The organism is Actinoplanes sp. NPDC051343 (assembly GCF_044455125.1).
Lineage (GTDB): Bacteria > Actinomycetota > Actinomycetes > Mycobacteriales > Micromonosporaceae > Actinoplanes.
Genome location: NZ_JBITEL010000001.1, coordinates 724096 through 748276 on the forward strand (window position 1 = coordinate 724096; position 24181 = coordinate 748276).

Here is a 24181-nt window from a genome sequence, read left to right on the forward strand (position 1 = left end):
CTCAGTAGAGTGCGCCCTTGCCGGCGGCCCCGAACAGCTCGATCTTCTGGGCCGCGACCGCCTTCATGGCGTCGAGGCAGGCGGGCTGGATGGCGTTGGGCTCGCGCACCTTCGAGTCGCTGCCCAGCACCTCCCGCATCTTGTCGTGGTAGGCGACCTTGATGTCGGTCGAGATGTTGATCTTGTTGATGCCGGTGCGTGCGGCCTCGCGGATCTCGTCGTCCGGGTTGCCGGAGCCGCCGTGCAGCACCAGCGGGATCTGCAGCCGGCCCTTGATCTCCTTGAGCAGGTCGAGCTTCAGCTCCGGCTTGAGGTGCTTCGGGTAGAAACCGTGGAACGTGCCGATCGCGATCGCGAGGCTGTCGACGCCGGTCTGCTCGACGAACGTCACCGCGTCATCGGGATCGGTGTAGATGATCTCGGCGGCGCCGGCCTCGGCGTAGCTGTCGTTCCCGCCGATAGTGCCGAGCTCGCCCTCGACCGAGAGGCCGACCGCATGCGCCGAGTCGGTGACCCGCTTGGTGACCGCGATGTTGTCCTCGAACGGCTTCAGCGAGCCGTCGATCATCACCGAGGTGAAGCCGTACTGGATCGCGGTCAGGATCTCGTCGTAGTCGCCGCCGTGGTCCCAATGGATCGCGATCGGCACGCTCGCCTTGTGGGAGCGCGCGATGATCCCGGTGATCATGTCGGGGCCGACGTGGCGGACCTCGTCCGGGTGGATCGCGACGATAAGCGGGGCGTTGGTCTCCTCGCTGATCTCCACGATTCCCTGGAACATCGCCCAGTCGCTGATGTTGAAGGCGGGCACGGCGAAGCTGTGCTCGTTGGCGACATCCAGGATCGCCTTGCCGGTCGTCAGCATTGCGGTGTTTCTCCTTTGAAGCGAGGGGGTTAGTCAGGCCTTGACGGCGCCGGCGGTCAGGCCGCCGATGAAACGCCGCTGGAAGAGCAGGAAGAGAACGAGGACCGGGATGGACCCGAGGATGCTCATCGCCATCATCTGGTTCCACTCGTACGAGTGCTGGCCCATGAGCAGCTGGATGCCGATGGGCACCGTGCGCATGTCGTCGGTGCGGGTCAGCGTGAGCGCGAACAGGTACTCGTTCCACGAGATCATGAACGTGTAGACCCCGACCGCGATCAGGCCGGGCACCGAGATCGGCACCAGGATCCGCCACAGCGCGGTCCAGCTGGTGCCGCCGTCGACCTTGACGGACTCGTCCAGTTCCTTCGGCAGGGTGTTCAGGTACGCGGTGCTCATGATGATGGCGTACGGCAGGGTGAACACCATGTGCGTGAGAATCAGGCCGGGGTAGGTGTTGTACAGCCCGAGCGCGACAACGAGCCCGAAGTACGGAATGACGAGCGTGATCGGCGGCACCGCCTGGACGCTGACGATCACCGCGTTGATGGAGCGCTGGAGCGGGAACGTGAAGCGGCTGAACGCGTACCCCGCGAGCACGGCGACGAGCAAAGTCAAAGCGGTCACCGAGATCGCGACAAGGTAGCTGTTGGCGAAGAAGCGCAGCTGCTCGCCGTTGGTGAAGATCTCCTGGTACGCATCGAGCGAGAACGTCTGGGTGATCAACTTGGGTGGGTTCTGGAAGACGTCGCCGTTGGCCTTGAACGAGGTCGACAGCATCCAGAGCACCGGCAGGCCGGCGAACAGGCCGCCGAGCACCAGGCCGATGATGAGGCCGGTCTTGGCGAGCCGGCGCCGGGTCTTGACGGTCGTGGTCATCGTCGCCATGGCTTTCAGCGCTCCTTCTGCTGTCGGACGTAGAAGAAGGCCAGGATCATCGTCAGCAGCAGGACGATCACGGCGGCGGCGGACGCGGTCGAGAACTCGTACTCGCTGAACGCCTGCTTGTAGGTGTAGGTGCTGAGCATCTCGGTGGCGTGCAGCGGTCCGCCGCCGGTCATCATCCAGATCAGCGCGAACTGCTGGGATGTCCAGATCAGGTCGAGCACGGCCATGCTGACGATCACCGGCCGCAGCTGGGGCAGCGTCACGTTGCGGAACCGCTGCCACGGGTTGGCGCCGTCGACCGAGGCCGCCTCGTACAGCTCGCCGGGGATGCCCTGCAGCCCGGCCAGCAGGCTGATCATGAAGAACGGGTAGCCCGACCAGATGTTGACGAAGGTGACCACCCACAGCGCCTTGCCGGGGTCGCCGAGCCAGTCGACGCCCTGCTGGATCAGGCCCAGCGAGTGCAGCACGTAGTTGACGACGCCGGCCGGGTCGAGCAGCAGCCGCCAGATCACCGCGATCACCGCGATGGTGAACAGCCACGGCAGGATGTACACGATCCGGAAGATGGCCTTGGTGACCCCGCCGAGCAGCCGGCTGTTGAGCATCATGGCGAAGCCGAGTCCGAGCAGCAGGTGCGCCACCATGCTGACGACGATGAAGATGGCCGTGTTCTTCAGCGCGGTCAGGAAGTCCGGGTCGGTCAGTACCTGGGTGTAGTTGGCGAACCCGGCGAACACCGAGTTCTCCTGGACGATCACGTTGTCCCGGAACGAGTAGCTGATCACCATGACGATGGGGACCACCATCAGGACCACGACCAGCACGATCGTGGGGGACAGATACCCGTACGGGACAAGGCGCCGGACCCACCCGGACCGTGACCGTCCGGCGGTGGTCTTTTCAACAGGCGCCGCGGTTTTCGGTGCCGTCATGGATGTCATGGCTGTCTCCTAGATCGGGCGCCGCCGTCCTTCGAAAGCGGCGCCCGGGCGGCCTATTCGATGACCTGTGACCAGGCGTCCTGCGCCTTGGCCAGGGCGTCGTCGACGCTCGACTTGCCGGTCAGCACGAGCTGGAGCTGCTCGTCGAAGCTGCGCATCAGGTCCTCGGACTTGGGCAGGCCGGTGAACTCGTTGGCCGGGACGCCCTGCTGGTAGATGTCGAACGCGGTCTTGAACATTGGGTCGCTCTTGCTGAAGTCGGGCGTCGCGGTCTTGTTGCCCGGGAAGCCGTTGGCGATGGTGCTGAGCTGCGCGTTGACCTGCTGGCTCATGAGGTACTGCACGAACTTGAACGCCTCGGCCTTGTGCTTGGTCGAGTTCGAGATGCCGATGCCCCACGACGCGTACGGGATGCCGCGCTTGCCGGTGAAGCCGTCCTCGGCCGGCAGGGCCGCCACCGTGAAGTTCAGCTTCGGGTTGTTCTTCTTGATCAGGTTGATGTGCGCCAGGGAGTCGATCACCATGCCGACCTGGCCGTTGGTGAACTTCTCGACCTTGTCCTGCTCCTTCATGGTGAGCGCGCCGGGAGCGATGACGCCGGCGTCGTTCAAGCTCTTCACGAAGTCGACCGCACTCTTGACCTGGGGCGTGGTGAGCGCCGGCTTGCCGTCGGCGAGCATGCTGCCGCCGGAGGCCCAGAGCCAGGACATGACGTCGTTCTGGATGCCGTTGGGTACGGCCGTGTCGAGCGGGAGCGCCCAGCCCTTGACGTTGCCGCCGGTCGCGCTGATCTTCTTGGCCGCGTCGAGGAACTGGGTGCGGGTGGTCGGCACGTCCTTGACGCCGGCCTTGGCCAGCAGGTCCTTGTTGACGAACAGCGGGTAGACGAAGTTGACCACCGGGATCATGTACGTCTTGCCCTTGAGCTGCACCTGACTGGCGAGCTGGCTGCTGTCGTAGTCGGCGTCGGTCATGAGCTTGGACAGGTCGGTGATCGCGCCCTGCTTGGCGAAGTCGCTCACCCAGGCGCCGTCCAGGCCCACCACGTCGGGCAGGGTCTTCGACGCGGCGCCGGTGACCAGCTGCTGTTTGGTCGAGGCGTACGGCGCGCTAAGCAGCTTGATCTTGATGTTCGGGTTCTGCGCCGTGAAATCGTTGACGATCTTGTCGAAGTCGCCGGCCGGAAGCTCGGCGCCCCACCACTGGGCGAACTCCAGCGTCACCGGTCCGCCGGCGGCGGCGTCGTCGCTGCCCCCCGAGCCGCAGGCCGCCACTAACCCGACCAACGCGGCCGCGGTCACCGCCGCTAAGACTCGCTTCATCGCGCGCTCCCTTATATCGAAATCTTTCTGTTCTCTGCTGTGTTGGCGCCACGTTAGCAGCGTGTTACAGATGGAGACAAGAGAAGAACAGCAGAAAACTGCGGAGTACGGCATACTGCTGCGGCATACCTTTAGATGAGATTCGGTTATGCCAGCTGAAGCCGGGTCTGCCCATCTTTGCGGCTCCTCGCGGCTTTGCGCAGCGGAGTGCTCAGACAGCACGCATTTGTGGCATACTGCCGCACTGACCAAGGGGGAATCAGTGAGCGTCGACAGGGACGAACGGCAGCGCCATCTGCCGGCCGGCCGCAAAGCTCAGCTCGCGGCGTACGTCGCGGAGACCGGTCAGGTCACGGTCGGTGAGCTGGCCGAACGCTTCGGTGTCTCGATTGACACGGTCCGGCGCGACCTCGATCAACTCGCCGCCGAGGGCAGCCTCGTGCGCACGTACGGCGGTGCCGTCAGCCTGTCCACGGTGTCCCGCACCGACCGCGCGGTCGACCAGCGGCTCACCGTTCAGGAGCAGGAGAAGGAGAAGATCGCGGCGCTCGCCGCGTCCCTGGTGCAGGACGGCTCGACCATCATGATCAACGGCGGCACGACCACGCTCGCGCTCGCCCGCACCCTCGGCCAGCACCGCGACCTCACGGTGGCGACCAACAACCTGCTGGTGCCGGGCGCCCTACCGGCCAGCGCGGTCCGCGACATCTACGTGTTCGGCGGGGCCGTCCGCGCGCTCACCCTCGCCACGATCGGCCCGGTCAGCTTCCGCGCCAACACCGGCGCCGACCTCGACATCAGCTGCGACCTCGCGCTCATCGGCGTCGGCGCGGTCTCCGCCGAGGCCGGCTACACGACCAGCAACCTGTCCGAGGCCGCGATGATGCAGGAGATGATCTCCCGCGCGGCCCGGGTGGCGATCCTGGCCGACTCGTCGAAGTTCGGCCGCCGCCTCTTCGCCCAGGTGTCCGAACTGGGCGCCGCCGACTACCTGATCACCGACGCCGCTCCCTCGCCCGACCTGAGCGACGCCCTCGAGGCCAACGGCGTCGAGCTGCTGATCCCGTCGGGCAAGGACCACAAGTAGCCGGCACCGGCCGGCGCGGCGATCATGGATAGCCGACACCGGTCAGCGACTCGGCCGCGGCCCACAGAGCGCGCCCGACGGCCGGGTCGGCGGCCTCGGCGCTCGGCCGCACCTCGGTCACGTCGCCCCGGATCTCGCGGAAGCCGGACGGCCCGAAGAACTGCCCGCCCCGCACCCCGGGCGCGGTCGCGGCGTACAGCTGGGGCTGAGCCCCACGCTCGGCGGACTGGGTGACCACCGTGCCGGCCGCGGCGATCGCCCGTCCGAGGCGCCCGTTGCCCCACGCCCGCGCCGTGAGGTTGCTGCGGGACAAGCCGGGGTGCGCGAGCACGCTGAGGACCGGCGACCCGGCGGCCCGCAGCCGGCGGTCGAGCTCGATGCCGAACACCGTGGTAGCCAGCTTGGAGCGGCCGTACGCCCGTGACCCGTCGAAGTCCTTCTCGAACTGAAGGTCGTCGAGGTCGAGATGGGCGCCCTTGTGGACGATCGAGCTGAGGCTCACGACGCGACCGGCCTCGAAACGCCCGAGCAGCAGGCCGGTGAGGGCGAAATGGCCGAGCATGTTGGTGCCCAGGTGCATCTCGAAGCCGTCGGCCGTGGTGCGGCGGCGGCCCAGCAGCACCAGCCCGGCGTTGTTGACGAGCAGGTCGACCGGCTCGGTCAGCTTCGCGGCGAACGCGCGGACCGACGCCAGATCGGCCAGATCGAGCTCCCGCACCTCGAGTTCGGCCGCCGGGACCTCCCGCCGGATCTCCGCCGCCGCGGTCGAGCCGGCCGCGGTGTTACGCACGGCCAGGACGACCCGGTGCCCGCGCCGGGCCAGTTCCTTGGCGGTGACCAGGCCGAGGCCCGAGTTGGCTCCGGTCACGACGGCCACGTTCCGTTCAGTCATTTCGCCGACGCTAGGCGTCGATCACCGGGGTCCGATGGTCCGCGTTTCCCTAGGATCAACGGACCTACCTTCCGACCCGCCACCACGAGCAGACTGTGAACATGGTGCCTGATCGCCCGTACGCGAAAGAGCTCGGAGAGTTCCTCCGAGCCCGCCGTGGCCGTCTACGTCCGCAGGACGTCGGTCTCGAACCGGGTGGCCGGCGCAAGGTGAGCGGGCTGCGCCGGGAGGAACTGGCGCTGCTGGCCGGGCTGAGCACCGACTACTACCAGCGCATGGAACAGGGTCGCGAGGTGCGGCCGTCCGACGACATCCTGGACGCCCTCGCCGCCGCGCTCGGCCTGGACGACACCGGCCGCCGGCACCTGTTCGCGCTGGCCCGCGCGGCCCGCCGGCCGGCGTCACCCTCCCGGGAGCCCGAGATCGTGCCGGAAAGCACCCGCCGCCTGCTGCGCACGATGGGCACACCGGCCCTGGTGCTGGGCCGCCATCTCGACGTGCTCGACTACAACGAGATGGCCGAGACGCTGTTCGGCAGCCCCGGCGAGCAGCGCAACATGCTGATATTGCTGTTCCAGGATCCGGCGATCAAGGACCACTGCCCGGACTGGGAAGCCATGGCGCTCGACTACATCGGCATGCTGCGGGCCGCCGTCGCCGCCGACCCGACACATCCGCGCGCGATCGAGGTGGTCGGCGAGCTGAGCATCCGCAGCGCCGAGTTCCGCCGGATGTGGGCGCAGCACGACGTGCGCGAGGCGGTGCGGGGCACCAAGACGTTCCGGCACCGCCTGGCGGGGGACATCGCGTTCGACTGGGACACCTACCCCCTGCCGGGCAACCCCGGCCCGGTGATGATCGTCTACACCGCCGAGCCGCAGATCCTTCAGAGATTGAGGTCGACGGCGGCCGCGATCGCCTCGGCGCCCTTGTCGTTGGGGTGCATGCCGTCGCCGCTGTCGAGGTCGGGGCGGATGTAATCGGGCGCCTGCGGGTTCTCGACCGCCCGGGCCACGTCGAAAACGCCGTCGAAAACGCCGGCCCGGCGGATCCAGTCGTTGACGGCGCGCCGGGTCGCCAGCGCCGCCGCGGTCACCATCCGCGGGCCCGCCCGCTCGGCCGGCGGCAGAACCGGCGACATGGCGTGGTTGCCGGGTGCGATCCGGGCAAGCTCGGCCGCCTGCGAGGAGTAGGTCGCGAGCCCCGACTTCCCGTCGACGTAGAGGTTGAGGACGAGGTCGGTGGCGGCCACGACGTCCAGTTCGACCGGGTCGGCGACGGCTTCGCCGCCGGCCTCGAGAACGCATGGTCCGGAGCCACCGAAGGTCAGGGCAAGCGCCGATGGCCGACGGCCACGCCGGCTTCGGCGATGGTCACCGGGGTGCGTCCGAACGGTTGGTGAGCGCTGAGCCTCTCGTAGACTTCGGCGAGTGCCGCAGATCGTGCAGTTGCTGTCCTCGCCCGTGCATCGGTTCGAGGGCCGCCCGAGCGACGGCCCGGCACCCGCCCCGCCGGGCGAGCTCGTCGACCACATCCAGATCCGGGCCGGTCTCGGCGTCGTCGGCGACCGCTACTTCGCCCGGCCCGCACACCGCGACGCGAGCGTCACCCTCATCGCCCGCGAGTCGCTGCCGCCCGGCACCGGACTCACACAGGTGCGCCGCAACATCCTGGTCGCCGGGATCGCGGTCGACGACCTGATCGGTTCCGAACTCTGCCTCGACTCGGGCGACGGGCCGGTGTGCCTGCGGGTCAACCGCCGGGCCAACCCGTGCGCGTGGATGGACGTGACGATCGGGCCGGGTGCGTGGAAAGCGTTGCGGGGCAAGGGCGGCATCCGGTGCACCCCGTTCAGCGACGGCATCCTGCGCGTCGGCCCGGTCGAGGTGACGGTCAGCGCCGCCGCAGCGTGACGCCGCTCATGCCGCCAAGCTAGTCACTATAATTGACTATCCCAAAGTGATGACGATCACGTCCGGAAGCGCCAAAAAGTTCAAGGTCAAAGTGAATTCCGGGTCGACCCCTGCGTTTACCGCACGTGAGCGACGACATCATCATGGGGGCCGGCGTAGTCGTGCCCGTCGACATCTACCTCGACGAGCTGGACCTGTTCGGCATGTTGCACTACACGCGTTATCTGGGCCTGGTCGACCGCGCCTGGATCCGCCACTTCAGCGAGCGCGGCTACCACTTCGACACCAGCGGCCGGTCGCCGGACACGTTCGCGCTGCCCCGGCAGGCCAGCATCACCTACGAGCGGCCGATCGAGGGGCACGGCACGGTCGCGGTCCGCTTCTGGGCCGAGAGCGTGGGCCGCAGCAGCCTGGTGACCGGCTTCCGCATCACGCCGACCCACGAAAGCTGGGCGTACGCGACGGGCCGCCGCACCTCGATAAAGATCGACCCGGGGACGCGCCGCCCGGCACCGTGGACCGACGGCGCCCGAGCCGACCTCGAGTCGCTCCTGCAGCCCTAGCTTTTGCCCTAGGAAGCGGCCGCCGCGTTCTGCTGCGCCTGCCAGTGTGCGATCTGGACGCCGACCAGGAAGATCCGGGTGGGCAGCGGCACGCCCGGCAGGTCGGCCTCGACCGCACCCGTCCAGCCGCTGGTGCGGCGGATGTAGCCGGCCCGGACGCCGCCCACGATCAGCTCCTGCTCCTTGCCCCAGAACGAGGCCCGGCGGAACTCGTACACCCGGCCGTCGGCCTCGGCCGACCAATGCTTGCGGCCCACGCGCTCGACCAGCGCGAGCACGTCGCCCGCCTGGTCGAGCATCCGGAACTTGGTGCCCCAGCCGTTGGACCGCACCTCGAAGCGGTACCCGTCGATCTCGAAGCTGCCACCGGTGCGCCACCACGACGGATCCCAATTCGCGACCTCGCGCCCGTCGGCGACCATGCGGTATCGGCCGCGGAACATGCTTGTCCGCTCGGCGATCAACATACTTCCGAGGCTAGGCGCCCCGCGCCAGGCCCGTCGACCCGTCCCGCGCGACCGCGGTCGGAGCCGGTTTACAGTTAGCCATGCAGTTCGGATCTCCCGAGGTCGTCTTCGACGTGGTCAGCCGGCCCGGGCAGGTGGCCGCGGGGCGGCCCGGATCCGCACTCGCCGGAGCACGCCGATGATCCCCGACGACCAGCTCTGGTCGGCGATCGGTGACCCGACGCGCCGTCGCATGCTCGACCTCCTGCTCGCCGACGGCGTGCACACCGCGACCACGCTGAGCCAGCAGCTGCCGGTCACCCGCCAGGCCGTCGCCAAGCACCTCGGCGTCCTCGACCGCGTCGGCCTGGTCCGGGCGGTCCCGGCCGGCCGTGAGAAGCGCTACCAGATCGACGACGTTCAGCTCGCCCGCGCGGTCGCCCAGCTCAACTCGGTCGGCTCGGCCTGGGACGCCCGCCTCAGCCGCATCAAGCGCCTCGCCGAGGCGATCCAGCGCGGCGCGGGTCAGGAAGCCTGAGCCCGGGCCGGGCGGATCTGCTGGAAGCAGTAGTACAACGCGATGAGGAAGTGGGCGACCAGGCACGCCGGCGCGCTGAACAGCGCCACGACCATCGTGGCGAGATAGAGCAGCAGGCCGGCGGCGCTGAAGCGGACGATCGACCGCCGCACCGCGGCCGGCTCGACGCCCGCGGCCAGCAGGGCCGGGTGGCGGGCCACATAGGTGTACAGCGAGGCGAAAGCCACCGACATCGCGAGCATGACGGCGGAATAGACCAGCGCGGCGGACCGGGCGTCGTGGCTGCCCTCGCGGAGATATGCCGACATCAGCGCGGTGGTGAACGGGATGGCCACCACCGTCATGAGCAGCATCATGTTGAGGAACAGCGTGACCCGGTCGACCTTGTCGACCAGCTCGAACACGCCGTGGTGGTTCACCCAGATGATGCCGATGACGAGGAAGCTGGTGAGGTACGCGGCGTAGGCCGGCCACTCGCCGGCGAGGGCGTCGGCCAGCGAACCGCTGAGCGCCTCCCGCACGGGCACATGCAGGTCGAGAACGAGCAGTGTGATCGCGATGGCGATGACGCCGTCGCTGAACGCCTCGGTCCGGTTGGTCTCGCTCATGCACCCATTGTCGAGGTAGACACTCGCGCATGTCGGCCCCGCCCGCGGCGGTTCGCGCTTGTCCGCGGCCGCGGCGGTTCACGCTTGTCCGCGGCCGCGGCGGTTCACGACTCCAGAAGGTGGGAGTCGCGGATCAGGGCGTCGCGGAGCGGGCTCTCGATGAGCTCGACGCGATGCCGGGCCGCATGCCTCAGCGCCGCCCGGCGGTGGCCCTCCACGATCGCGAGGATGCCGAAGACGCTCCACGCGGCCAGCACCACCACGTGAATGGCGGCGCCGTGGCCGCCGAAGTAGGCCGTGCTCCGCAACAGGTTGCTGCCGGCGCCCGGCGGCAGCAGCTGACCGAGCCGGGCCACCGCCTTGGGCAGCAACTCGGGCGCCGACGTGATGGCGGCGAACGGGTTGCCGACGAAGACCATCAGCGCCGCCCCGACCGCCACACCGCCCGGACCGATGAGCGAGGCCAGGCCCGCCGTCGTCGCGCTCAGCGCGAAGAGGGTCAGCGCCAGCGCGCCCCAGTCGCCGAGCCGGTCGCCGGGCAGCGCACCCAGGTAGCCCTGGACGAGAAGGTAGACGCCGCCGGCGGTGACCGCGGAGACGACGGCGAGCGCCAGAAGTTGCCGCAGGGCGGGCCGGAATCCGATCAGCACCGCCACGACGACGGCCAGGATCTCTGCGCCCAGGACCAGCGGCGACATCATCGAGCCGAAGACCGAGGCACGCGAGTCGCTCCGGGAGGCGGGAACGACGTCGACGGTCGCCACCCGCACCGACGGCCCGGCTGCCTGCTGCACGACCGTGGTGAGCAGCTGGGCCACCGCCGGGCTCGCGGCGGTCGCGGTGAGCACGGTGACGCGCCCCGGCGCCGCCTCGAACGCCCCGTAGACGTCGCGGTCGTCGATCGCCCGGCGCGCGGCCGCGTCGTCCGCATAGAGGTGCAGGTCGAAGGCGCCGGGCCGGCTGCGTCCGAGGCCCAGGTCGGAGTCGCCGACCACGCCCACCGGCAGGTCGCGGGGCACGGTGCGCGCGGCCGGCCAGGTGAACGCCATCACGGCCAGCGTGACGACCACCGGCACGACCAGGGACACGATCAGGAGCTGCCGCCAGGGCGGGTGCTTGACCAGCGGATTGCTCGACATGGGGGGTCCTATCGATCAGCACAGAAAACGACAACGAACGTTCGTTTTCGATTATAGCCACGGGTGCTGCCGTGCGGAGAAGTCGAGCCGCGGTCAGGCCGGCCAGAGAGCGCGTAGCGCGTCGGGAAGACCGGCCGACTCGTCCGGCCCGAACATGGCCAGTTGCAGGATGACGCCCGGCAGGACGGCCACCAGCACGCCGGCCAGATCTTCCGGCGGCACCCCGGCCGGCAGGCGGCCGGCAGCCTGGTCGCGCCGGACCACCTCGGCGATCTCCGTCTTGATGCCCCGCAGCATCGCCGCGAACGACTCCCGCAGCTCGGGATTGCGCAGCGCCTCGCCCCACACCTGGATGCCCAGGCCGGCCAGCCCGTCCTGCTCGTCCTTCTCGCGCACCAGCTCGGTGGCGGCCGCGAGCGCCTCACCGATCGAGCGGCCGTCGCGGTCGCGCGCCACCGACGCCATCAGCTCGATCACGCCGCGGATGCCGTCCTCGGCGATCGCCAGCACCATCTCGTCCTTGCCGTGGAAGTAGCGGTAGACGGCGCCGGACGACAGCTGGGCCTCGGCGAACAGGTCCTGCATGGAGGTCGCGTGGAAGCCGTTGCGCCGGAAGACCCGCCGCGCCGCGCCCAGGATCTGCTCGCGCCGGGCATCGCGGTATTCGTCCGACACCTTGGGCATGCCGCCATGCTACTCAAGTCGTCACCCGACGAGCGTGAGCACGGCGCGGGTGTAGAGCAGGTCAAAGCCACGGCGCTGCGCGTTCTCCTGCGATCGGGAACCGGGCTGGACGGTGATGACCGCGACGTCGCAGCCGGCCGCGGTGGCGTCGGCGAGCCGCGCGGCGAGCAGGGCACTCTGAATGCCGCGGCGCCGGCAGGCGGGCGCCGTGGCCGCCCCGGTGAGCTGCGCGATGCCGTCGGCGAGGCGCATGCTGCCGCCGCCGGCCGGCTCGCCGTCGAGCCGGGCCAGATATCGCCGGACGAGGGCCGCCGCGTCGCGCTCGGCGTTCTCGAGGACCTCGCGGGGAAACTCCTCGAGCCAGGGCACCCCCTGCGTGTCGGGGGTCAGCGACGCCTCGACGACGACGTCGAGCCAGGTCTCGAACGCGGCGTCATCGCTGGGCTCCACGGTGACGCCCGGCGGTGTCACCCGTTCGACCGGGCCGCCGAGAGCCCGGCCGAGGACGTTCTCGAACGAGACGAGCCGATAGCCGCGGCCGGCCAGCATCTCGAGGAATTCGGGGTCGGCGAGGCTGGCGACCTCGGGCTGGACGGGCTGGCCCCGATCGGCGAAGGCGCTCTCGACGGCGTCGAGGGCGGCCGGATCGGGTCGACCGCCGAACCCGAGGCCGGCCACCTTGTTCAGCGGCGAGTCCGGTTCGGCGTAGCTGGCGACACCGCCCGCGATCGGTGTCACGAAGCCCGTCCGGTCGCCGAGGCGTTGGGCGGCGGCGGCGCTGCAGGCGGCGATGAACTGTGCTTCGGCGCGCTCGATGCGGCCGGCGAGCTGGACGTCGCAGAACATGGTTTCTCCTCGGTGTGCAGAAGCAGGACGAGTCCGGTGAGGATGGCGGCGCCCCCGGCCCATTGGATCAGCGAGGGACGGTCGCCGAGAAAGACGACGGCGGTCAGGGTGCCGACGATCGGGGTCAGGTTTCCCAGCTGGCCGGCGCGGGTCGCGGGCACCCGGGCGATTCCGCGGTTGAACAGGACGCCGCCGACCGCGCCGCAGATGACCACGGCGAGGCAGACCGACCACCCGGTGGCGCCGACCGTGTCGAGGCGCGTGCCCCCGGTCGACCAGGACGCGGCCACGAAGGGGGCCACGCTCAGCGCCCCGCCGGTGCTCTGCCAGGCGCTCTCGTTGAGCCCGTCGCCCTCGTTGAAGCGGCGGGTGGCGATCAGGAACAGCGCGGACGCCACCACCGCCAGCAGAACCAGCACGTTGCCGAGCGTCGTGCCGGCGCCCGGTGACCGGCCCGGTCGGAGCGCGACCAGCGCTCCCCCTCCGAGGCCCAGCACCAGCGCGGCCGCGGCCCGGCCGGACAGGCGCTCCCGGAGCACGGCCAGCGCCAGCAGCACCGAGAGAAGCGGCTCGGCGGCCAGCAGCAGGCTGCCGCTCGACGCGCTGGTGCGCGCCAGGCCCAGGTCGCCGAGCAGGAACGCCAGGCCGGGCACCAGCACGCCGACGAGCATCTGCCGGAGCGCGCCCCGGCGGTGCAGTCGCCCGCGCACCGCGGCGGCGACCAGTAACGCCACGGCCGCCCCGGAGATCTCGACCGCCAGAAGGTCGACCGGGCGCACGGCTCGCAGCGCGACCACGGACATCGTCGTGCTCACCCCGTAGACCGCCGCCGCCAGCAGCAGTGCCGGCTCACCCGTACGCATTTTCAGCCCCTCTCGCGGTAACCACCGTTACGGTCTCATCGGTTACCAACGAGAGGCAACCGATTAAACCTGTACGGTGGTTACATGACCGAGGAGGAGCTGCTGATCGCCGTGGCCAACACGGCACACGGCGAGCACGACGAATTCGCCGACGCCGCCTCGGTGCGCGCCTGGTGGCGCGGCCTGGGCCAACCGACGACCTCGGAAGCGGCGGCCGACGTCGCGGCGCTGCGCGGTCTGCGCGTCCTGATCCGGGGCCTGGCCCTGCGCAACAACGGCATCGAACCCGACCTCAGCCCGGCCGCCGGCCTCGACGCGCTGGCCCTGCGCCTCGACCTGGGAGGCACGTTGTCACTGCGCCCCGAGGTCCCCGGCGACCTCGCCCGCGACATCGCCGCCGCAACCGTGGCCGCGCTGCTGCGGGCCACCGCCCGGCCCGGCTGGCCCCGGGTCAAGGCGTGCCGCGGCAACGACTGCCGCTGGGTCTTCGTCGACGGCTCGCGCAACAGCTCCCGCCGGTGGTGCGCCATGGCCGACTGCGGCAACCGCGCCAAGGTGGCCGCCTTCCGCAGCCGTCACCGCTCCCCGGCCGCACGCTGACGCTTGCAATCAGCCGCGACGGGTCCGCTGGGCTCCGGCGTCGGCCGACGTACGCGTCGCGGTGCCGCTGAGGAGCCGGGCCGAGTTGACCAGCCCGACCAGGCTGAACGCCTGCGGCGTGTTGCCGAGCTGACGCCCGGCGGCCGGGTCGTACTCCTCGGACAGCAGACCGACGTCGTTGCGCAGGCCCAGCAGCCGCTCGAAGAGCTGTTCGGCCTCGTCCTCGCGGCCGATCGCGTGCAGCGCGTCCACCAGCCAGAAGGTGCAGGCGAGGAAGACGCCCTCGCCGCCCGGCAGGCCGTCCACGTTGTCGTGCTCGGGCCGATAGCGGAGCAGGAAACCGTCCTGGCTCAGCTCCCGCTGCACCGCCTCGACCGTGCCCACCACCCGCGGGTCGGTCCCGGGCAGGAATCCCACCCGGGGGATGAGCAGCGTGGCGGCGTCCAGCGCGGCCGAGCCGTACGACTGGGTGAAGGTGTTTCGGCCGTCGTCGAATCCCTTTGCGCACACCTCGGCATGGATCTCGTCGCGGACGGCCCGCCAGCGCTCCACCGGCCCGTCGAGCCCGTGCCGTTCGACAGCGGTGACGGCCCGGTCGAAACCGGCCCACGCCATGACTTTCGAGTGCACGAACTGGCGCCGGTCGCCGCGTACCTCCCAGAGGCTGTTGTCCGGCTGCTGCCAGTTCCCCTCGAGGAAGTCGAGCAGTGCGCGCTGCAGGTCCCAGGCCGCGTCGGTGGTCGCGATGCCGGCCTCGCGGGCCAGGTGCAGGCCGTCGAGCACCTCGCCCCACACGTCGAGCTGCAACTGGCCGGCGGCGGCGTTACCGGCCCGGACCGGGGCCGACCCGTGGTAGCCGCCGAGCCAGTCCAGCGTGTACTCCGGCAGGCGGCGGGTGCCGTCGAGCCCGTACATGATCTGCAGGTCGGCCGGGTCGCCGGCGACCGCGCGCAGCAGCCATTCCCGCCACGCCTTCGCCTCGGCTACGTAACCGGTGCCCAGCAGCGCCTGCAGGGTGAAGGTGGCGTCCCGCAGCCAGCAGAACCGGTAGTCCCAGTTGCGCGGGCCGCCCAGCTGCTCGGGCAGGGAGGTGGTTGCGGCGGCGAGGATGCCGCCGGTCGGGGCGTACGTCAGTGCCTTGAGCAGAAGCAGCGAGCGCCGCACCTCGTGCGGCCACCGCCCGTCGTAGTCGCTGCGCCCGATCCAGTCCCGCCAGAACCGCTGGGTGCCGGCGAGCGCCTCGAACGGGTCGGTCGGACGGGGCCGGGGCAGGTGCGACAGCTGATGGGTGAGGACGAACGGCACCTTCTCCCCCGCCCGTACGGTGAAGTCGCCGACGGTCTTCCGGTCGCTGCCGTGCAGCCGCACGTCGGTGCGTAACCAGACCGCGTCCGGGCCGGCGATCGCGGCCAGATCCGGGCCCTGCCGGCGGACCCACGGCACGACCCGGCCGTAGTCGAGGCGCAGCACCAGGTCGGTGCGCATGGCGACCTCGCCCTCGATGCCCTCGACGATGCGCACGACGTCGGCCGCCTCGCCCCGCGGCGGCATGAAGTCGGCGACCCGCACGACGCCGTCCGGGGTGCGCCACTCGGTCTCCAGCACCAGCGTGTCGTCGCGGTAGCGCCGGCTCGTCGCCGTCTGCGCACCGGCCGGGGCGATCCGCCAGTGGCCCGCCGATTCGTCGCCGAGCAGGGCCGCGAAGCAGGCGGTCGAGTCGAAACGGGGCAGGCACAGCCAGTCGATGGAGCCGTCGCGGCCGACCAGTGCGGCCGACTGCAGGTCACCGATGAGCGCATAGTCCTCGATTTTTCCCGGCATGGCGCGCCGCCTCAGGCCGTCAGGTCGAGGACGACCTTGATGTCGTCCGCCCCGGCCGTCAGGGCGTCGGCGAACTTTTCCAGCGGCAACCGCCGGGTGATGAGACGCGACAACCATTCGACGTCGGCCCGGGCGAGCGCTCCGGCCGCCGCGGCGTAGTGGCTCAGGTTGGCGTTGACCGAGCCGATGACGACGACGTTGTCGAGCACCATGTCGCGGTTGGCCGCGCCGACGTCGACCGAGATCTTGCGGCCGACCGAGGACACCCCGGTGAGACAGACGATCCCGTACGCGGCCGTGTTCGCCATCGCCTCGAACACGACTCCGGGCACCCCGGTCGCCTCGATGATCACGTCCGGTTCGATCCGCGCGGTCACGCTGTCGATGCCGTCGCTGTGGTACTCCGCGCCGAGCGCCCGCACCACATCGGGCTTGGGCCCGTCGGTGGCCAGGTCGAGCACGTGCACCTCGAGGCCGCGCTGCACGCCGAGGAGCGCGGCGAGCAGCCCGATCGGCCCGGCGCCGGTGACCAGCACCCGCTTCGGCTCGAACCACGACCGGGCCCCGACCTTCTCGACCTGCTCCCAGGCCTTGGCCACCACGGTCGTCGGCTCCATCAGCACGCCGACGTGCTCCAGCCGCGGATCCAGCTTTACCGCGTAGTCGGTCTCGACCGTCCACAACTGGCTGCCGTACCCGTCGATCTCCTTGATGCCGCGCTCGGTGTACCTGCCGTTGCGGCACATGTCGAACTCGTGGTGCGCGCACGCCCCGCACGGCACCGGGTCGGGCCGCCGTACGACACCGACCACCAGGTCTCCAGGCTGGAACGAGCTGCCGTCCGGCGCCGTGCGGACCCGGCCGAGCGACTCGTGGCCGAGCACGAGACGGTCGCGACCGGGCGGCGCCCAGCCGTACTGACCGGCGACGATTTCCCGATCGGTGCCGCAGATGCCCAGCGCCAGTCCCTCGACGAGCATCTCGCCCGGCCCCGGCGAGGGGTCGGGCACGTCGCGGACTTCGGCGGAGCCGGCAGCCGGCGGGTGGACGGCGAGTGCGCGCATGTGCGGTACCTGCCCGTTCCGCCGCGATCTATTCCCGTACGTCGGCCGGTTCCGTCGAGGTGGGCAGCCCGGCCGCGAGCCACGCCTCGACGCCGCCGACCATGTCGGTGGCTCGGTGCAGGCCGATCGCCTGCAGGCTCGCCGCGGCCAGGCTGGAGCTGTAGCCCTGGCGGCAGACGACCACGATGTGGAGGTCGGGCCCGGTCGCCTCGGGGACGCGGTGCGGCGAGCCCGGGTCCAGCCGCCACTCCAGCACCGTGCGGTCGATGACGAGCGCGCCGGGCAGGTCTCCCTGCCCGGCGCGTTGCCGGTCGGTCCGGGTGTCGATCAGCAGGGCCCCGGCGGCGATCGCCGCCTGCGTCTCGTACGGGTCGAGCCGTTTCAGCCCGGCCCGCGCCTGTTCGAGAACCGCATCCACCGTTGTCATCCGACGATCATGCCGGACCGGAAGGGCTTACGCTTGGCGGTCCTTTTCCGTACGCGCGGAGCTCACCTGATCGAACGCAGGCGCCCCGTCCACGGCGTCGGCGGCGAGCGCGGCCGCCGTCACCTCGTCCGGAAGGTCGAGGCTGGTGCGCAGCATGACCGGCCGCAGGGCGACCGCGGCGACCACGCCGACCACCGCGATCACGGCCGAGATCAAGAAAATGTGCCCGGTGGCGTCGCCGTACGCGGCCCGGATGATGTGCACGATCGGCGCCGGAAGGCCGTCGAGGTTGAGGGTGCCGCCGCCGGACGCGCTGCCCGAGGCCGGCACCCCGGACGCCGCCAGGTCGTGGGTGATCTGCGCGGTGACCCGGTGGGCGAGCACGGCGCCGAGGACCGACACTCCGATGGTGCCGCCGAGCGACCGGAAGAACGCGACCGTGGAACTGGCCGCGCCGATGTCCTTGAGCGCAACGCTGTTCTGCACCGCGAGCACCAGGTTCTGCATGGTCATGCCGACGCCCACGCCGATCAGGAACATGCCGATGCCCAGGTACCAGAGCGCCGTTGCGTGGTCGACGACGGAGAGCATCCCGAACCCGGCGACCAGCACGACCGCGCCGGTGATGATGTACGGCTTGATCCGCCCGCTGGCGCTGACCATGCGCCCGGCGATGATCGAGGCGAGCAGGACGCCGGCCATCAGCGGGATCGTCAGCAGGCCGGCCTCGGTCGGGCTGTAGCCGCGGCCGATCTGGAAGTACTGGCCCAGGAAGACCGCGCCGCCGAACATGGCCATGCCGACCGCGAGGCTGGCGAGGATGGCGAGGGCGGTGTTGCGCTCGCGCAGGATGGGCAGCGGCACCGTCGGCTCGGCCGCCCTCGACTCCACGAGCAGGGCCAGTCCGAGCAGGATCAGCGAGCCGACGACCATGACGGCGGTCTGCCAGGAGAGCCAGGCGAACGAGCTGTCGACGAACGACACCCAGATCAGCAGCAGGCTGACGCCGGCCGCGATGAGCGCCGAGCCGAGGTAGTCGATCTTGACGTTGCCCCGCCGGAACACGGGCAGGTTGAGGGTGATCTGCAGCAGGATCAGCGCGGCGACCGCGAACGGCACGCCGATGTAGAAGCACCAGCGCCAGCCGAGCCAGGAGCTGTCGACGATCAGGCCGCCGAGCAGCGGGCCGCCGACCGTGGCGAGCGCCATGACGCCGCCGAGGTAACCGTTGTAGCGGCCCCGCTCGCGCGGCGGGATCATCGCCGCGATCGCCACCTGCACCAGGGCCTGCAGGCCGCCGACGCCGATGCCCTGGACCGTGCGAGCGGCGATCAGCTGTCCCGCGCTCTGCGAGAGGCCCGCCACCATCGAGCCGACCACGTAAATGATGATCGAGACCTGGATCAGCAGCTTCTTGCTGAACAGGTCGGCCAGCTTGCCCCAGATCGGGGTGGTGGCGGTCGCCGCGAGCAGGGTGGCCGTGACCACCCAGGTGTACTGGGTCTGCGAGCCGTTCAGCGCTCCGATGATCTTCGGCAGCGCGGTGGACACCACGGTGCTGCTGAGCATGGCGACGAACAGCGCCAGCAGCAGTCCGCTGAGCGCCTCCAGCGTGCGCCGGTGGTTCATCGGCTCGGCCGGGGCCGGAGCCGTCAGGGTGGGTGCGCTCATCGAGCGGCCTCCATGCTTTCTTGAGAGATGAGTGAGCCGGCGAACCGCTTCAGCGCACGGCTGAAGGAAGCGATCTCCTCCGGGGTCCATCCGTCGAGCGCCCGGTCGAAGATCTCGCCGTACCAGCCGACGGTCTCGTCGAGGGCGGCGCGGCCGGCCGGGGTCACGACCAGGACGCTCGCGCGCCCGTCCTGCTGGTCCGGCTCGCGCGCCACCAGACCGCTCGCGACCAGCGCGGCGACCGCGCGGCTGACGGTGGACGGGTCGAGGGCCGCGCGGGCGGCCAGTTCGCGGGCGTGACACCCGGCGGAGAGCCGGTCGACCTCGGCGAGCATGCCCAGGAGCCCGACCGGCACGCCCGGGCGGCCGAGGGGCCGGCGTTGTTTGACCAGGCGGATGGCCTTGAGCAGCTCGTGCAGTCGCCCGCCCAGCTCAGCAGTGGCGGCGTCCATGACCGCGCCTCCGATTGTTTCGATGGTTGCCGAATACAAGCTTCCACAAAACATGCCCAGTGTGCAAGTTTTCTCATCAGGAAAAGTCCGAGCAAACAACAGGGGCGGGTGGACGACAACGTCGTCCACCCGCCCCGGCCGGCGGTCGGCTCAGCCCTGCGGCGGCTCGTCCTTGCCCTGCTCCTCGAGGCGGTCCGCCTCTTCCTTGGTCTTGTGCACCGCGCCCTCGGCGTGCTCGGGCGGCCCGTAGACCGTGTAGAGGACGAGCGGGTTGGGCCCCTCGTTGGTGAAGTTGTGCTTGTGCCCGGCCGGCACCACGACGAGGTCACCCTGGGCGACCTTGCGGGTCTGGCCGGAGACGACGGCCTGGCCGACGCCGCTGACGAAGGTCAGGATCTGGTCCACCTCGTGGACCTCTTCACCGATCTCCCCACCCGGCGGGATGGTCATGATGACCAGCTGGGTGTGCTTGCCGGTCCACAGGACGCGACGGAAATCGGGATTCTTCTCCGCAACGGTGGCGATCGTGAAGTGCTCCATAGCCAACCGTTTACCCGCCTCTGCCCCGCTCCATGCGCGAGCGCTGTGGCAGGGTTCGGAAAATGAGCACGGATCTGTCGGTCACCGTCGCCGAAGGCGTGGCCCTCCTCGAGATGCGCCGCCCGCCGGCCAACCACATCGACGAGGGGCTGCTGCGCCGCATCGTCGAGACCGCGTCGACGCTCGACGATGACCCGGCATGCCGGGTCATCGTCCTCGCTTCGGAGGGCAAGCATTTCTGCGCCGGCGCCGACCTGGGTCACGCCGATTTCGTACGCGATCGGGCCGCCGCGGCGCAGGCCCTCTATGCGTACGCGGGGAAGCTCTTCGACACCCGCACGCCGATCGTCGCCGCCGTACAGGGCAGCGCGGTGGGCGGCGGCCTGGGCCTGGCCTGCGCGGCCGATTTCCGGGTCGCCGAGGCGTCGACCCGCTTCGTCGCCAACTTCGCGCGGCTCGGGTTCCATCCGGGCTTCGGCCTCAGCGTCACCCTGCCCGCGCTGGTGGGCGGCCAGTTCGCGGCCGACATGCTGCTGACCGCACGACGGGTGGGCGGCGAGGAGGCCGTACGCGTGGGTCTGGCCGACCGGCTCGCCGATCCGGGCCGTCTCCGCGCGACCGCCCGCGACCTCGCCCTGCAGCTCGCCGCGTCGGCGCCGCTGGCCGTGCGTTCGATCCGCGCCACGCTGCGCGCCGGCCTGGCGGACCGGGTCCGCCAGGCCCTCGACCACGAACTGGCCGAGCAGCGCGTCCTCTGGGCGACCGCCGACAGCGCCGAGGGCATCGAGGCCACCCGTCAGCGCCGTGCGCCGGTCTTCCGCGGGGAGTAGGGGTCAGGGCCGGACGAGGGTGATCCGGGTGTCCCAGTTGGCCAGTGCGGTCCGCGTTCCTCCGCACGAGCCGAACGGGTCGGCCTCATATTGCGCGAGCGTGCAGGTCTGCCCGATGTACTCGCTCGCGATCCAGATGTTGCGGCCGTCCACGGCGGCCGCGCCGTAGTCGCCCCACCGCGAGCGGGTCGAGTCGGCGAGACCCTTGTAGCCGGTGAAGCCGTCCTCCGGCCCGAGCCCGGCCTTGGCCAGATAGATGGCGCCGGCGCCGGCCCGTCCGTCGAAGGTGGAGTACGCCGCCGACGGGTAGAAGCCGTTTCCGGTCAACGTGAACGCCATGACGCCGCGGCCGTCCGCGTTGACGCCGATGGCCGGGTAGGTCAGGTTGTTGCCGGCCAGCCCGAGCTGTCCCTGGCCGGCCAGGGACGCGCGGACCGAGGACCGCTGCGACTGCGGCCGCACGATGTACCAGCCGATGCCGGCCTGGCTGTGCCCGCCGACCGTGACGGCGGTGTCGAGCGCGCCGTAGAGGCGGCCGCCGGTGTAGGTGACCTGCTGCATGCGTGTGTCGTTGCTGTCGAGCGTCGACTCGGTCTCCGGCTTGTCCGGGTCGGGACCGCCCAGGATCACGGTGGCGCACGGGTCGTCGTTGAGGCATTGGCCGAGCGGGAACGGTCCGGCCTTCTGGTTGGCCTCCGGCGGCAGCGAGTATCTCCGGACGCCGACCCGGGTGTCGTGCAGCCGGACGGCCGGACGTGCCGAGTCGAGCGACCCGGTGTTGGTCAGGCTCCAGGTGACGATGCTGTCCGACACGTAGTCGTTGGTGCCGGTCGCCTCCTCGGCCGCGTTCGACGACAGGAAGTACGCCGTGCCGTGCTGGGCGGTGTCGTAGTCGGAGGTGCTCGGCGACTGGGCCGGCCACAGCGTGAAGCCGTTGCGCCCGGCGTCGGCCGCGGTCGTGTCGATCTGGGTGACCAGCACGTCCGCATCGCCGCGGGCCAGGGCACGCTTGGAGAACGCGTACACCTGGGCGCTGTTGAACTCCGGGCCGAAGAACGAGTATTCGTTGGTCGTCAGATAGAAGCCCTCGGAGTCGACGCCGATGTGCGGGTAGTCCCCGATGCAGGGGCAGTTCGGGTGGACCGGCGTGCCGTTGGTGCCGTCGTCGGTCACGTCCATCCGATAGATGTTCCAGATCTTGGTCGGGTCGGTGGCGACCGCGATGTCGAGGTGGTTCTGCCCGGTCAGGTCGCCGTCCGGGGTGGCTTCCAGGGTCAGCACGACCAGGAAGAAGCGATGCGTGGTGGGGTCGAAGAGGCAGCTCGGGTCGGTGAGCTCGGGACCGAAGACGCCGGTGCTGCGGTTGACGCTGGGCGGGTAGCCGTACAGCGTGTTGAGGTCGATGACGCCGGTCTGTCCCGTACCGTCGGCGTTGAAGACGCGGAAGGCGTCGTTGACCGCCTCCACGACGTGGCCGTTGCCCACGCACAGCCCCTGATCGGGCGGTTCGAGGCTGAACTGGTTGCCATTGTTGGCGGTTCGCTGATCGAGGTGATTGATGCCGTCGAAGCTGGTCAGTACGTGTGGCCCCGGTCGGACCACGGTCCCCGCGCCGGAGCTCTTCGGAAGGCGGGACGGCCGGGCCAGCGTACGGTCGGAGCCGTGCGAACCCGGCGACGCCGCACCGAAGCCCTCGTCCGGGCCGGCCGTGCGCGGAATCTCGGTCGAAAGCGGTCCGAGCCGGCCGGATCCGGTCGGCGTCTGGCGATAGGCCCCGGTACCGGCCTTCTGGATGTGCCGGATCACCGGCCCGGGGGCCGGAGCCGCCTGCGCGCCGGCCGGAACCCCGACCAGCGCCGCTACCGTGGCGAGCGCCGCCCCCGCTGCTGATCGTCGATACATGCGCGTCCCCTCAACAGGCACATTTGCCTATACCGATGTGACGCCGCCAGTCTGCTCCGACAACTTGTAGATCAGATCGTCCGATTGGGGGAACGGCCGGTGTCCCGGTGGCCGCTGTACGCAGCCGGTTTCACGACGGCGTTCGGCGCGCACGCCGTCGCGGCCAACCTGGGCGGCGCGACTTCGCTGCTGGTGCTCGGCGGGCTGCTCGCGCTGTACGACGGCGCGGAAGTGCTTCTCAAGCCGGTCTTCGGCAGCCTCGCCGACCGGGTCGGCGCCCGGCCGGTGCTGCTCGGCGGCTTGATCGGGTTCGCCGCCGCGTCCGCGGTCTTCGTCGTCGCCGACCGCCCCGGGTGGCTGTGGGCGGCCCGGCTCGGGCAGGGCGCGGCCGCCTCGGCGTTCTCGCCGGCCGCGTCGGCGCTGGTCGCCCGGCTCAGCCCGGCCGGCAAGCACGGGCGCGCGTTCGGCTCGTACGGGTTCTACAAGTCGATCGGGTACACCCTCGGGCCGCTGCTCGGCGGGCTGTCCATCTGGGCCGGCGGCCTGCGGCTGCTGTTCCTGGTGCTCGCCCTGCTCGGGCTCGCCGTCGCCGGCTGGGCGGCGCTCGCCGTTCCGGTGACGGCGCCGCTCCCCCGGCGGCGGCAGACCGTTCTCGACCTGGCCCGTCGGCTGGCTGATCCGGTCTTTCTCCGCCCGACCGCCGCGCTGGCCGCGGCCACGGCCGCGCTGTCGGTCGGGGTCGGCTTCCTGCCGGTGTCCGGGCGGGCGGCCGGGCTGAGCCCGATCGCGACCGGAGCGGCGGTGTCGGTGCTGGCCGCCTGCGCCGCGGTCGTGCAGCCGTGGGCCGGCCGGGCCCGGGACGCCGGACGTTTCACCAGCCTGACCGCCGGTCTGGCGGTCACCGCGGCCGGGCTGGGTGCGGCGACCCTGCCCGGGCTCTACGGCGTACTGCTGGGAGCCGCCGTCATCGGCGCCGGAACCGGTCTGATCACGCCGCTGGGGTTCGCCGCCCTGGCGGCGGCGACGCCGGCCGAACGGCTCGGCCAGACGATGGGTGCGGCCGAACTCGGCCGGGAGTTGGGCGACGCGGGCGGCCCGCTGCTGGTCGCGTCCGTCGCGTCCGGCGTCGGACTCGGATGGGGATTCGGCGTGCTCGCGGTCGCCGTCCTGGCACTCGCGTTTTTGGTCAATCCGGCGTCTTGAAGGTTTCCTATTCGGACGTCTATGTTGCAAGGAGTTGCACAGCCGAACACATTCCAACAGCGGGGGCGTGCGG

27 protein-coding genes are annotated in these 24181 nt (G+C 70.6%); 8 read left to right on the forward strand and 19 right to left on the reverse strand.

The window, feature by feature from the left end; all coding sequences use genetic code 11:
* Position 1: 1 nt before the first annotated feature.
* The 4 genes from ACIA5C_RS03080 to ACIA5C_RS03095 are packed head-to-tail and all read right to left on the reverse strand — an operon-like array spanning position 2 to position 4019.
* Complete coding sequence (locus ACIA5C_RS03080; RefSeq protein WP_396050635.1) at positions 2-865, reverse strand: ketose-bisphosphate aldolase; 864 nt, start codon at positions 863-865, stop codon at positions 2-4.
* A gap of 33 nt (positions 866-898) precedes the next feature.
* On the reverse strand, positions 899-1753 hold the full coding sequence (locus tag ACIA5C_RS03085; RefSeq protein WP_396050638.1) for a carbohydrate ABC transporter permease: 855 nt from the start codon (positions 1751-1753) through the stop codon (positions 899-901).
* Positions 1754-1758: 5 nt separating this feature from the next.
* A complete protein-coding gene (locus tag ACIA5C_RS03090) occupies positions 1759-2697 on the reverse strand; it encodes a carbohydrate ABC transporter permease (RefSeq protein ID WP_396050640.1) in 939 nt (312 codons plus the stop codon).
* 53 nt (positions 2698-2750) lie between these two features.
* On the reverse strand, positions 2751-4019 hold the full coding sequence (locus tag ACIA5C_RS03095) for an ABC transporter substrate-binding protein (RefSeq protein WP_396050641.1): 1269 nt from the start codon (positions 4017-4019) through the stop codon (positions 2751-2753).
* Positions 4020-4281: 262 nt separating this feature from the next.
* Here ACIA5C_RS03095 and ACIA5C_RS03100 point away from each other — a divergent pair, with 262 nt between their 5' ends.
* Positions 4282-5106 (forward strand): DeoR/GlpR family DNA-binding transcription regulator, encoded by an 825-nt coding sequence (locus tag ACIA5C_RS03100; RefSeq protein WP_396050643.1) that lies wholly within the window; start codon positions 4282-4284, stop codon positions 5104-5106.
* Between the two features lie 22 nt (positions 5107-5128).
* Here the strand turns inward: ACIA5C_RS03100 and ACIA5C_RS03105 are convergent, their stop codons facing one another.
* Entirely contained in the window at positions 5129-5998 is an 870-nt protein-coding gene (locus tag ACIA5C_RS03105; protein ID WP_396050644.1) for an oxidoreductase, read from the reverse strand.
* A 101-nt stretch (positions 5999-6099) separates the two neighbouring features.
* On the opposite strand from ACIA5C_RS03105, the gene ACIA5C_RS03110 reads away from it, so the two are divergent.
* On the forward strand, positions 6100-6978 hold the full coding sequence (locus ACIA5C_RS03110) for a helix-turn-helix transcriptional regulator (protein WP_396050645.1): 879 nt from the start codon (positions 6100-6102) through the stop codon (positions 6976-6978).
* Here the strand turns inward: ACIA5C_RS03110 and ACIA5C_RS03115 are convergent.
* Entirely contained in the window at positions 6885-7250 is a 366-nt protein-coding gene (locus tag ACIA5C_RS03115; RefSeq protein WP_396050647.1) for a hypothetical protein, read from the reverse strand. The two genes, ACIA5C_RS03110 and ACIA5C_RS03115, sit on opposite strands and share 94 nt — an antisense overlap.
* Before the next feature lie 178 nt (positions 7251-7428).
* Between ACIA5C_RS03115 and ACIA5C_RS03120 the strand changes: the two genes are divergently transcribed.
* A complete protein-coding gene (locus ACIA5C_RS03120; RefSeq protein WP_396050648.1) occupies positions 7429-7911 on the forward strand; it encodes a molybdenum cofactor biosysynthesis protein in 483 nt (160 codons plus the stop codon).
* Between the two features lie 125 nt (positions 7912-8036).
* Complete coding sequence (locus ACIA5C_RS03125; protein ID WP_396050651.1) at positions 8037-8474, forward strand: acyl-CoA thioesterase; 438 nt, start codon at positions 8037-8039, stop codon at positions 8472-8474.
* 8 nt (positions 8475-8482) lie between these two features.
* Here ACIA5C_RS03125 and ACIA5C_RS03130 read toward each other — a convergent pair whose 3' ends face one another.
* Complete coding sequence (locus ACIA5C_RS03130; protein ID WP_396050653.1) at positions 8483-8941, reverse strand: hypothetical protein; 459 nt, start codon at positions 8939-8941, stop codon at positions 8483-8485.
* Positions 8942-9119: 178 nt separating this feature from the next.
* Here ACIA5C_RS03130 and ACIA5C_RS03135 point away from each other — a divergent pair, with 178 nt between their 5' ends.
* On the forward strand, positions 9120-9458 hold the full coding sequence (locus ACIA5C_RS03135) for an ArsR/SmtB family transcription factor (RefSeq protein ID WP_396050655.1): 339 nt from the start codon (positions 9120-9122) through the stop codon (positions 9456-9458).
* Here ACIA5C_RS03135 and ACIA5C_RS03140 read toward each other — a convergent pair.
* From ACIA5C_RS03140 to ACIA5C_RS03160, 5 genes are all read right to left on the reverse strand, one after another.
* Entirely contained in the window at positions 9446-10066 is a 621-nt protein-coding gene (locus ACIA5C_RS03140) for a TMEM175 family protein (RefSeq protein ID WP_396050658.1), read from the reverse strand. The two genes, ACIA5C_RS03135 and ACIA5C_RS03140, sit on opposite strands and share 13 nt — an antisense overlap.
* 104 nt (positions 10067-10170) lie before the next feature.
* Positions 10171-11205 carry a hypothetical protein gene (locus ACIA5C_RS03145; protein WP_396050659.1) on the reverse strand — a complete coding sequence of 345 codons (1035 nt, stop codon included), beginning with the start codon at positions 11203-11205 and terminating at the stop codon, positions 10171-10173.
* Between the two features lie 93 nt (positions 11206-11298).
* Positions 11299-11889 carry a TetR/AcrR family transcriptional regulator gene (locus tag ACIA5C_RS03150; RefSeq protein ID WP_396050662.1) on the reverse strand — a complete coding sequence of 197 codons (591 nt, stop codon included), beginning with the start codon at positions 11887-11889 and terminating at the stop codon, positions 11299-11301.
* Positions 11890-11910: 21 nt separating this feature from the next.
* Positions 11911-12627, reverse strand: coding sequence for a GNAT family N-acetyltransferase (locus ACIA5C_RS03155; RefSeq protein ID WP_396050664.1), 717 nt, complete (start codon positions 12625-12627; stop codon positions 11911-11913).
* Positions 12624-13598 (reverse strand): DMT family transporter, encoded by a 975-nt coding sequence (locus tag ACIA5C_RS03160; RefSeq protein WP_396050666.1) that lies wholly within the window; start codon positions 13596-13598, stop codon positions 12624-12626. The genes ACIA5C_RS03155 and ACIA5C_RS03160 overlap by 4 nt, the downstream gene beginning before the upstream one ends.
* Before the next feature lie 84 nt (positions 13599-13682).
* On the opposite strand from ACIA5C_RS03160, the gene ACIA5C_RS03165 reads away from it, so the two are divergent.
* Positions 13683-14198, forward strand: a complete 516-nt coding sequence (locus ACIA5C_RS03165; RefSeq protein ID WP_396050668.1) for a CGNR zinc finger domain-containing protein — start codon at positions 13683-13685, stop codon at positions 14196-14198.
* 9 nt (positions 14199-14207) lie between these two features.
* Here the strand turns inward: ACIA5C_RS03165 and ACIA5C_RS03170 are convergent, their stop codons facing one another.
* The 6 genes from ACIA5C_RS03170 to ACIA5C_RS03195 form a co-directional block, all read right to left on the reverse strand.
* Entirely contained in the window at positions 14208-16019 is a 1812-nt protein-coding gene (locus ACIA5C_RS03170; protein ID WP_396050670.1) for a glycoside hydrolase family 15 protein, read from the reverse strand.
* Positions 16020-16030: 11 nt separating this feature from the next.
* Complete coding sequence (locus ACIA5C_RS03175) at positions 16031-17083, reverse strand: glucose 1-dehydrogenase (RefSeq protein ID WP_396050671.1); 1053 nt, start codon at positions 17081-17083, stop codon at positions 16031-16033.
* Positions 17084-17111: 28 nt separating this feature from the next.
* The gene (locus ACIA5C_RS03180) at positions 17112-17510 is read right to left on the reverse strand and encodes a rhodanese-like domain-containing protein (RefSeq protein ID WP_396050674.1); all 399 of its coding nucleotides are present in this window, start codon (positions 17508-17510) and stop codon (positions 17112-17114) included.
* Positions 17511-17537: 27 nt separating this feature from the next.
* Complete coding sequence (locus ACIA5C_RS03185) at positions 17538-19181, reverse strand: MDR family MFS transporter (protein WP_396050677.1); 1644 nt, start codon at positions 19179-19181, stop codon at positions 17538-17540.
* The gene (locus ACIA5C_RS03190; RefSeq protein WP_396050680.1) at positions 19178-19633 is read right to left on the reverse strand and encodes a MarR family winged helix-turn-helix transcriptional regulator; all 456 of its coding nucleotides are present in this window, start codon (positions 19631-19633) and stop codon (positions 19178-19180) included. The genes ACIA5C_RS03185 and ACIA5C_RS03190 overlap by 4 nt, the downstream gene beginning before the upstream one ends.
* 150 nt (positions 19634-19783) lie before the next feature.
* Positions 19784-20173, reverse strand: coding sequence for a cupin domain-containing protein (locus ACIA5C_RS03195; protein ID WP_396050682.1), 390 nt, complete (start codon positions 20171-20173; stop codon positions 19784-19786).
* 62 nt (positions 20174-20235) lie between these two features.
* On the opposite strand from ACIA5C_RS03195, the gene ACIA5C_RS03200 reads away from it, so the two are divergent.
* Positions 20236-21003, forward strand: a complete 768-nt coding sequence (locus tag ACIA5C_RS03200) for an enoyl-CoA hydratase/isomerase family protein (protein WP_396050685.1) — start codon at positions 20236-20238, stop codon at positions 21001-21003.
* Positions 21004-21006: 3 nt separating this feature from the next.
* Here ACIA5C_RS03200 and ACIA5C_RS03205 read toward each other — a convergent pair whose 3' ends face one another.
* Positions 21007-22905 (reverse strand): hypothetical protein, encoded by a 1899-nt coding sequence (locus tag ACIA5C_RS03205; protein ID WP_396050688.1) that lies wholly within the window; start codon positions 22903-22905, stop codon positions 21007-21009.
* Positions 22906-23004: 99 nt separating this feature from the next.
* Between ACIA5C_RS03205 and ACIA5C_RS03210 the strand changes: the two genes are divergently transcribed.
* Entirely contained in the window at positions 23005-24108 is a 1104-nt protein-coding gene (locus ACIA5C_RS03210) for an MFS transporter (RefSeq protein WP_396050689.1), read from the forward strand.
* The last annotated feature ends 73 nt before the right edge of the window (positions 24109-24181 follow it).

Coding starts and splice junctions, on each gene's coding strand:
- ACIA5C_RS03190 (WP_396050680.1), bottom strand. CDS start 19,633: ATGGACGCCGCCACTGCTGAGCTGGGCGGGCGACTGCACGAGCTGCTC.
- ACIA5C_RS03170 (WP_396050670.1), bottom strand. CDS start 16,019: ATGCCGGGAAAAATCGAGGACTATGCGCTCATCGGTGACCTGCAGTCG.
- ACIA5C_RS03165 (WP_396050668.1), top strand. CDS start 13,683: ATGACCGAGGAGGAGCTGCTGATCGCCGTGGCCAACACGGCACACGGC.
- ACIA5C_RS03200 (WP_396050685.1), top strand. CDS start 20,236: ATGAGCACGGATCTGTCGGTCACCGTCGCCGAAGGCGTGGCCCTCCTC.
- ACIA5C_RS03175 (WP_396050671.1), bottom strand. CDS start 17,083: ATGCGCGCACTCGCCGTCCACCCGCCGGCTGCCGGCTCCGCCGAAGTC.
- ACIA5C_RS03110 (WP_396050645.1), top strand. CDS start 6,100: ATGGTGCCTGATCGCCCGTACGCGAAAGAGCTCGGAGAGTTCCTCCGA.
- ACIA5C_RS03145 (WP_396050659.1), bottom strand. CDS start 11,205: ATGTCGAGCAATCCGCTGGTCAAGCACCCGCCCTGGCGGCAGCTCCTG.
- ACIA5C_RS03195 (WP_396050682.1), bottom strand. CDS start 20,173: ATGGAGCACTTCACGATCGCCACCGTTGCGGAGAAGAATCCCGATTTC.
- ACIA5C_RS03185 (WP_396050677.1), bottom strand. CDS start 19,181: ATGAGCGCACCCACCCTGACGGCTCCGGCCCCGGCCGAGCCGATGAAC.
- ACIA5C_RS03140 (WP_396050658.1), bottom strand. CDS start 10,066: ATGAGCGAGACCAACCGGACCGAGGCGTTCAGCGACGGCGTCATCGCC.
- ACIA5C_RS03095 (WP_396050641.1), bottom strand. CDS start 4,019: ATGAAGCGAGTCTTAGCGGCGGTGACCGCGGCCGCGTTGGTCGGGTTA.
- ACIA5C_RS03180 (WP_396050674.1), bottom strand. CDS start 17,510: ATGACAACGGTGGATGCGGTTCTCGAACAGGCGCGGGCCGGGCTGAAA.
- ACIA5C_RS03205 (WP_396050688.1), bottom strand. CDS start 22,905: ATGTATCGACGATCAGCAGCGGGGGCGGCGCTCGCCACGGTAGCGGCG.
- ACIA5C_RS03130 (WP_396050653.1), bottom strand. CDS start 8,941: ATGTTGATCGCCGAGCGGACAAGCATGTTCCGCGGCCGATACCGCATG.
- ACIA5C_RS03105 (WP_396050644.1), bottom strand. CDS start 5,998: ATGACTGAACGGAACGTGGCCGTCGTGACCGGAGCCAACTCGGGCCTC.
- ACIA5C_RS03160 (WP_396050666.1), bottom strand. CDS start 13,598: ATGCGTACGGGTGAGCCGGCACTGCTGCTGGCGGCGGCGGTCTACGGG.
- ACIA5C_RS03090 (WP_396050640.1), bottom strand. CDS start 2,697: ATGACATCCATGACGGCACCGAAAACCGCGGCGCCTGTTGAAAAGACC.
- ACIA5C_RS03135 (WP_396050655.1), top strand. CDS start 9,120: ATGATCCCCGACGACCAGCTCTGGTCGGCGATCGGTGACCCGACGCGC.
- ACIA5C_RS03085 (WP_396050638.1), bottom strand. CDS start 1,753: ATGGCGACGATGACCACGACCGTCAAGACCCGGCGCCGGCTCGCCAAG.
- ACIA5C_RS03150 (WP_396050662.1), bottom strand. CDS start 11,889: ATGCCCAAGGTGTCGGACGAATACCGCGATGCCCGGCGCGAGCAGATC.
- ACIA5C_RS03080 (WP_396050635.1), bottom strand. CDS start 865: ATGCTGACGACCGGCAAGGCGATCCTGGATGTCGCCAACGAGCACAGC.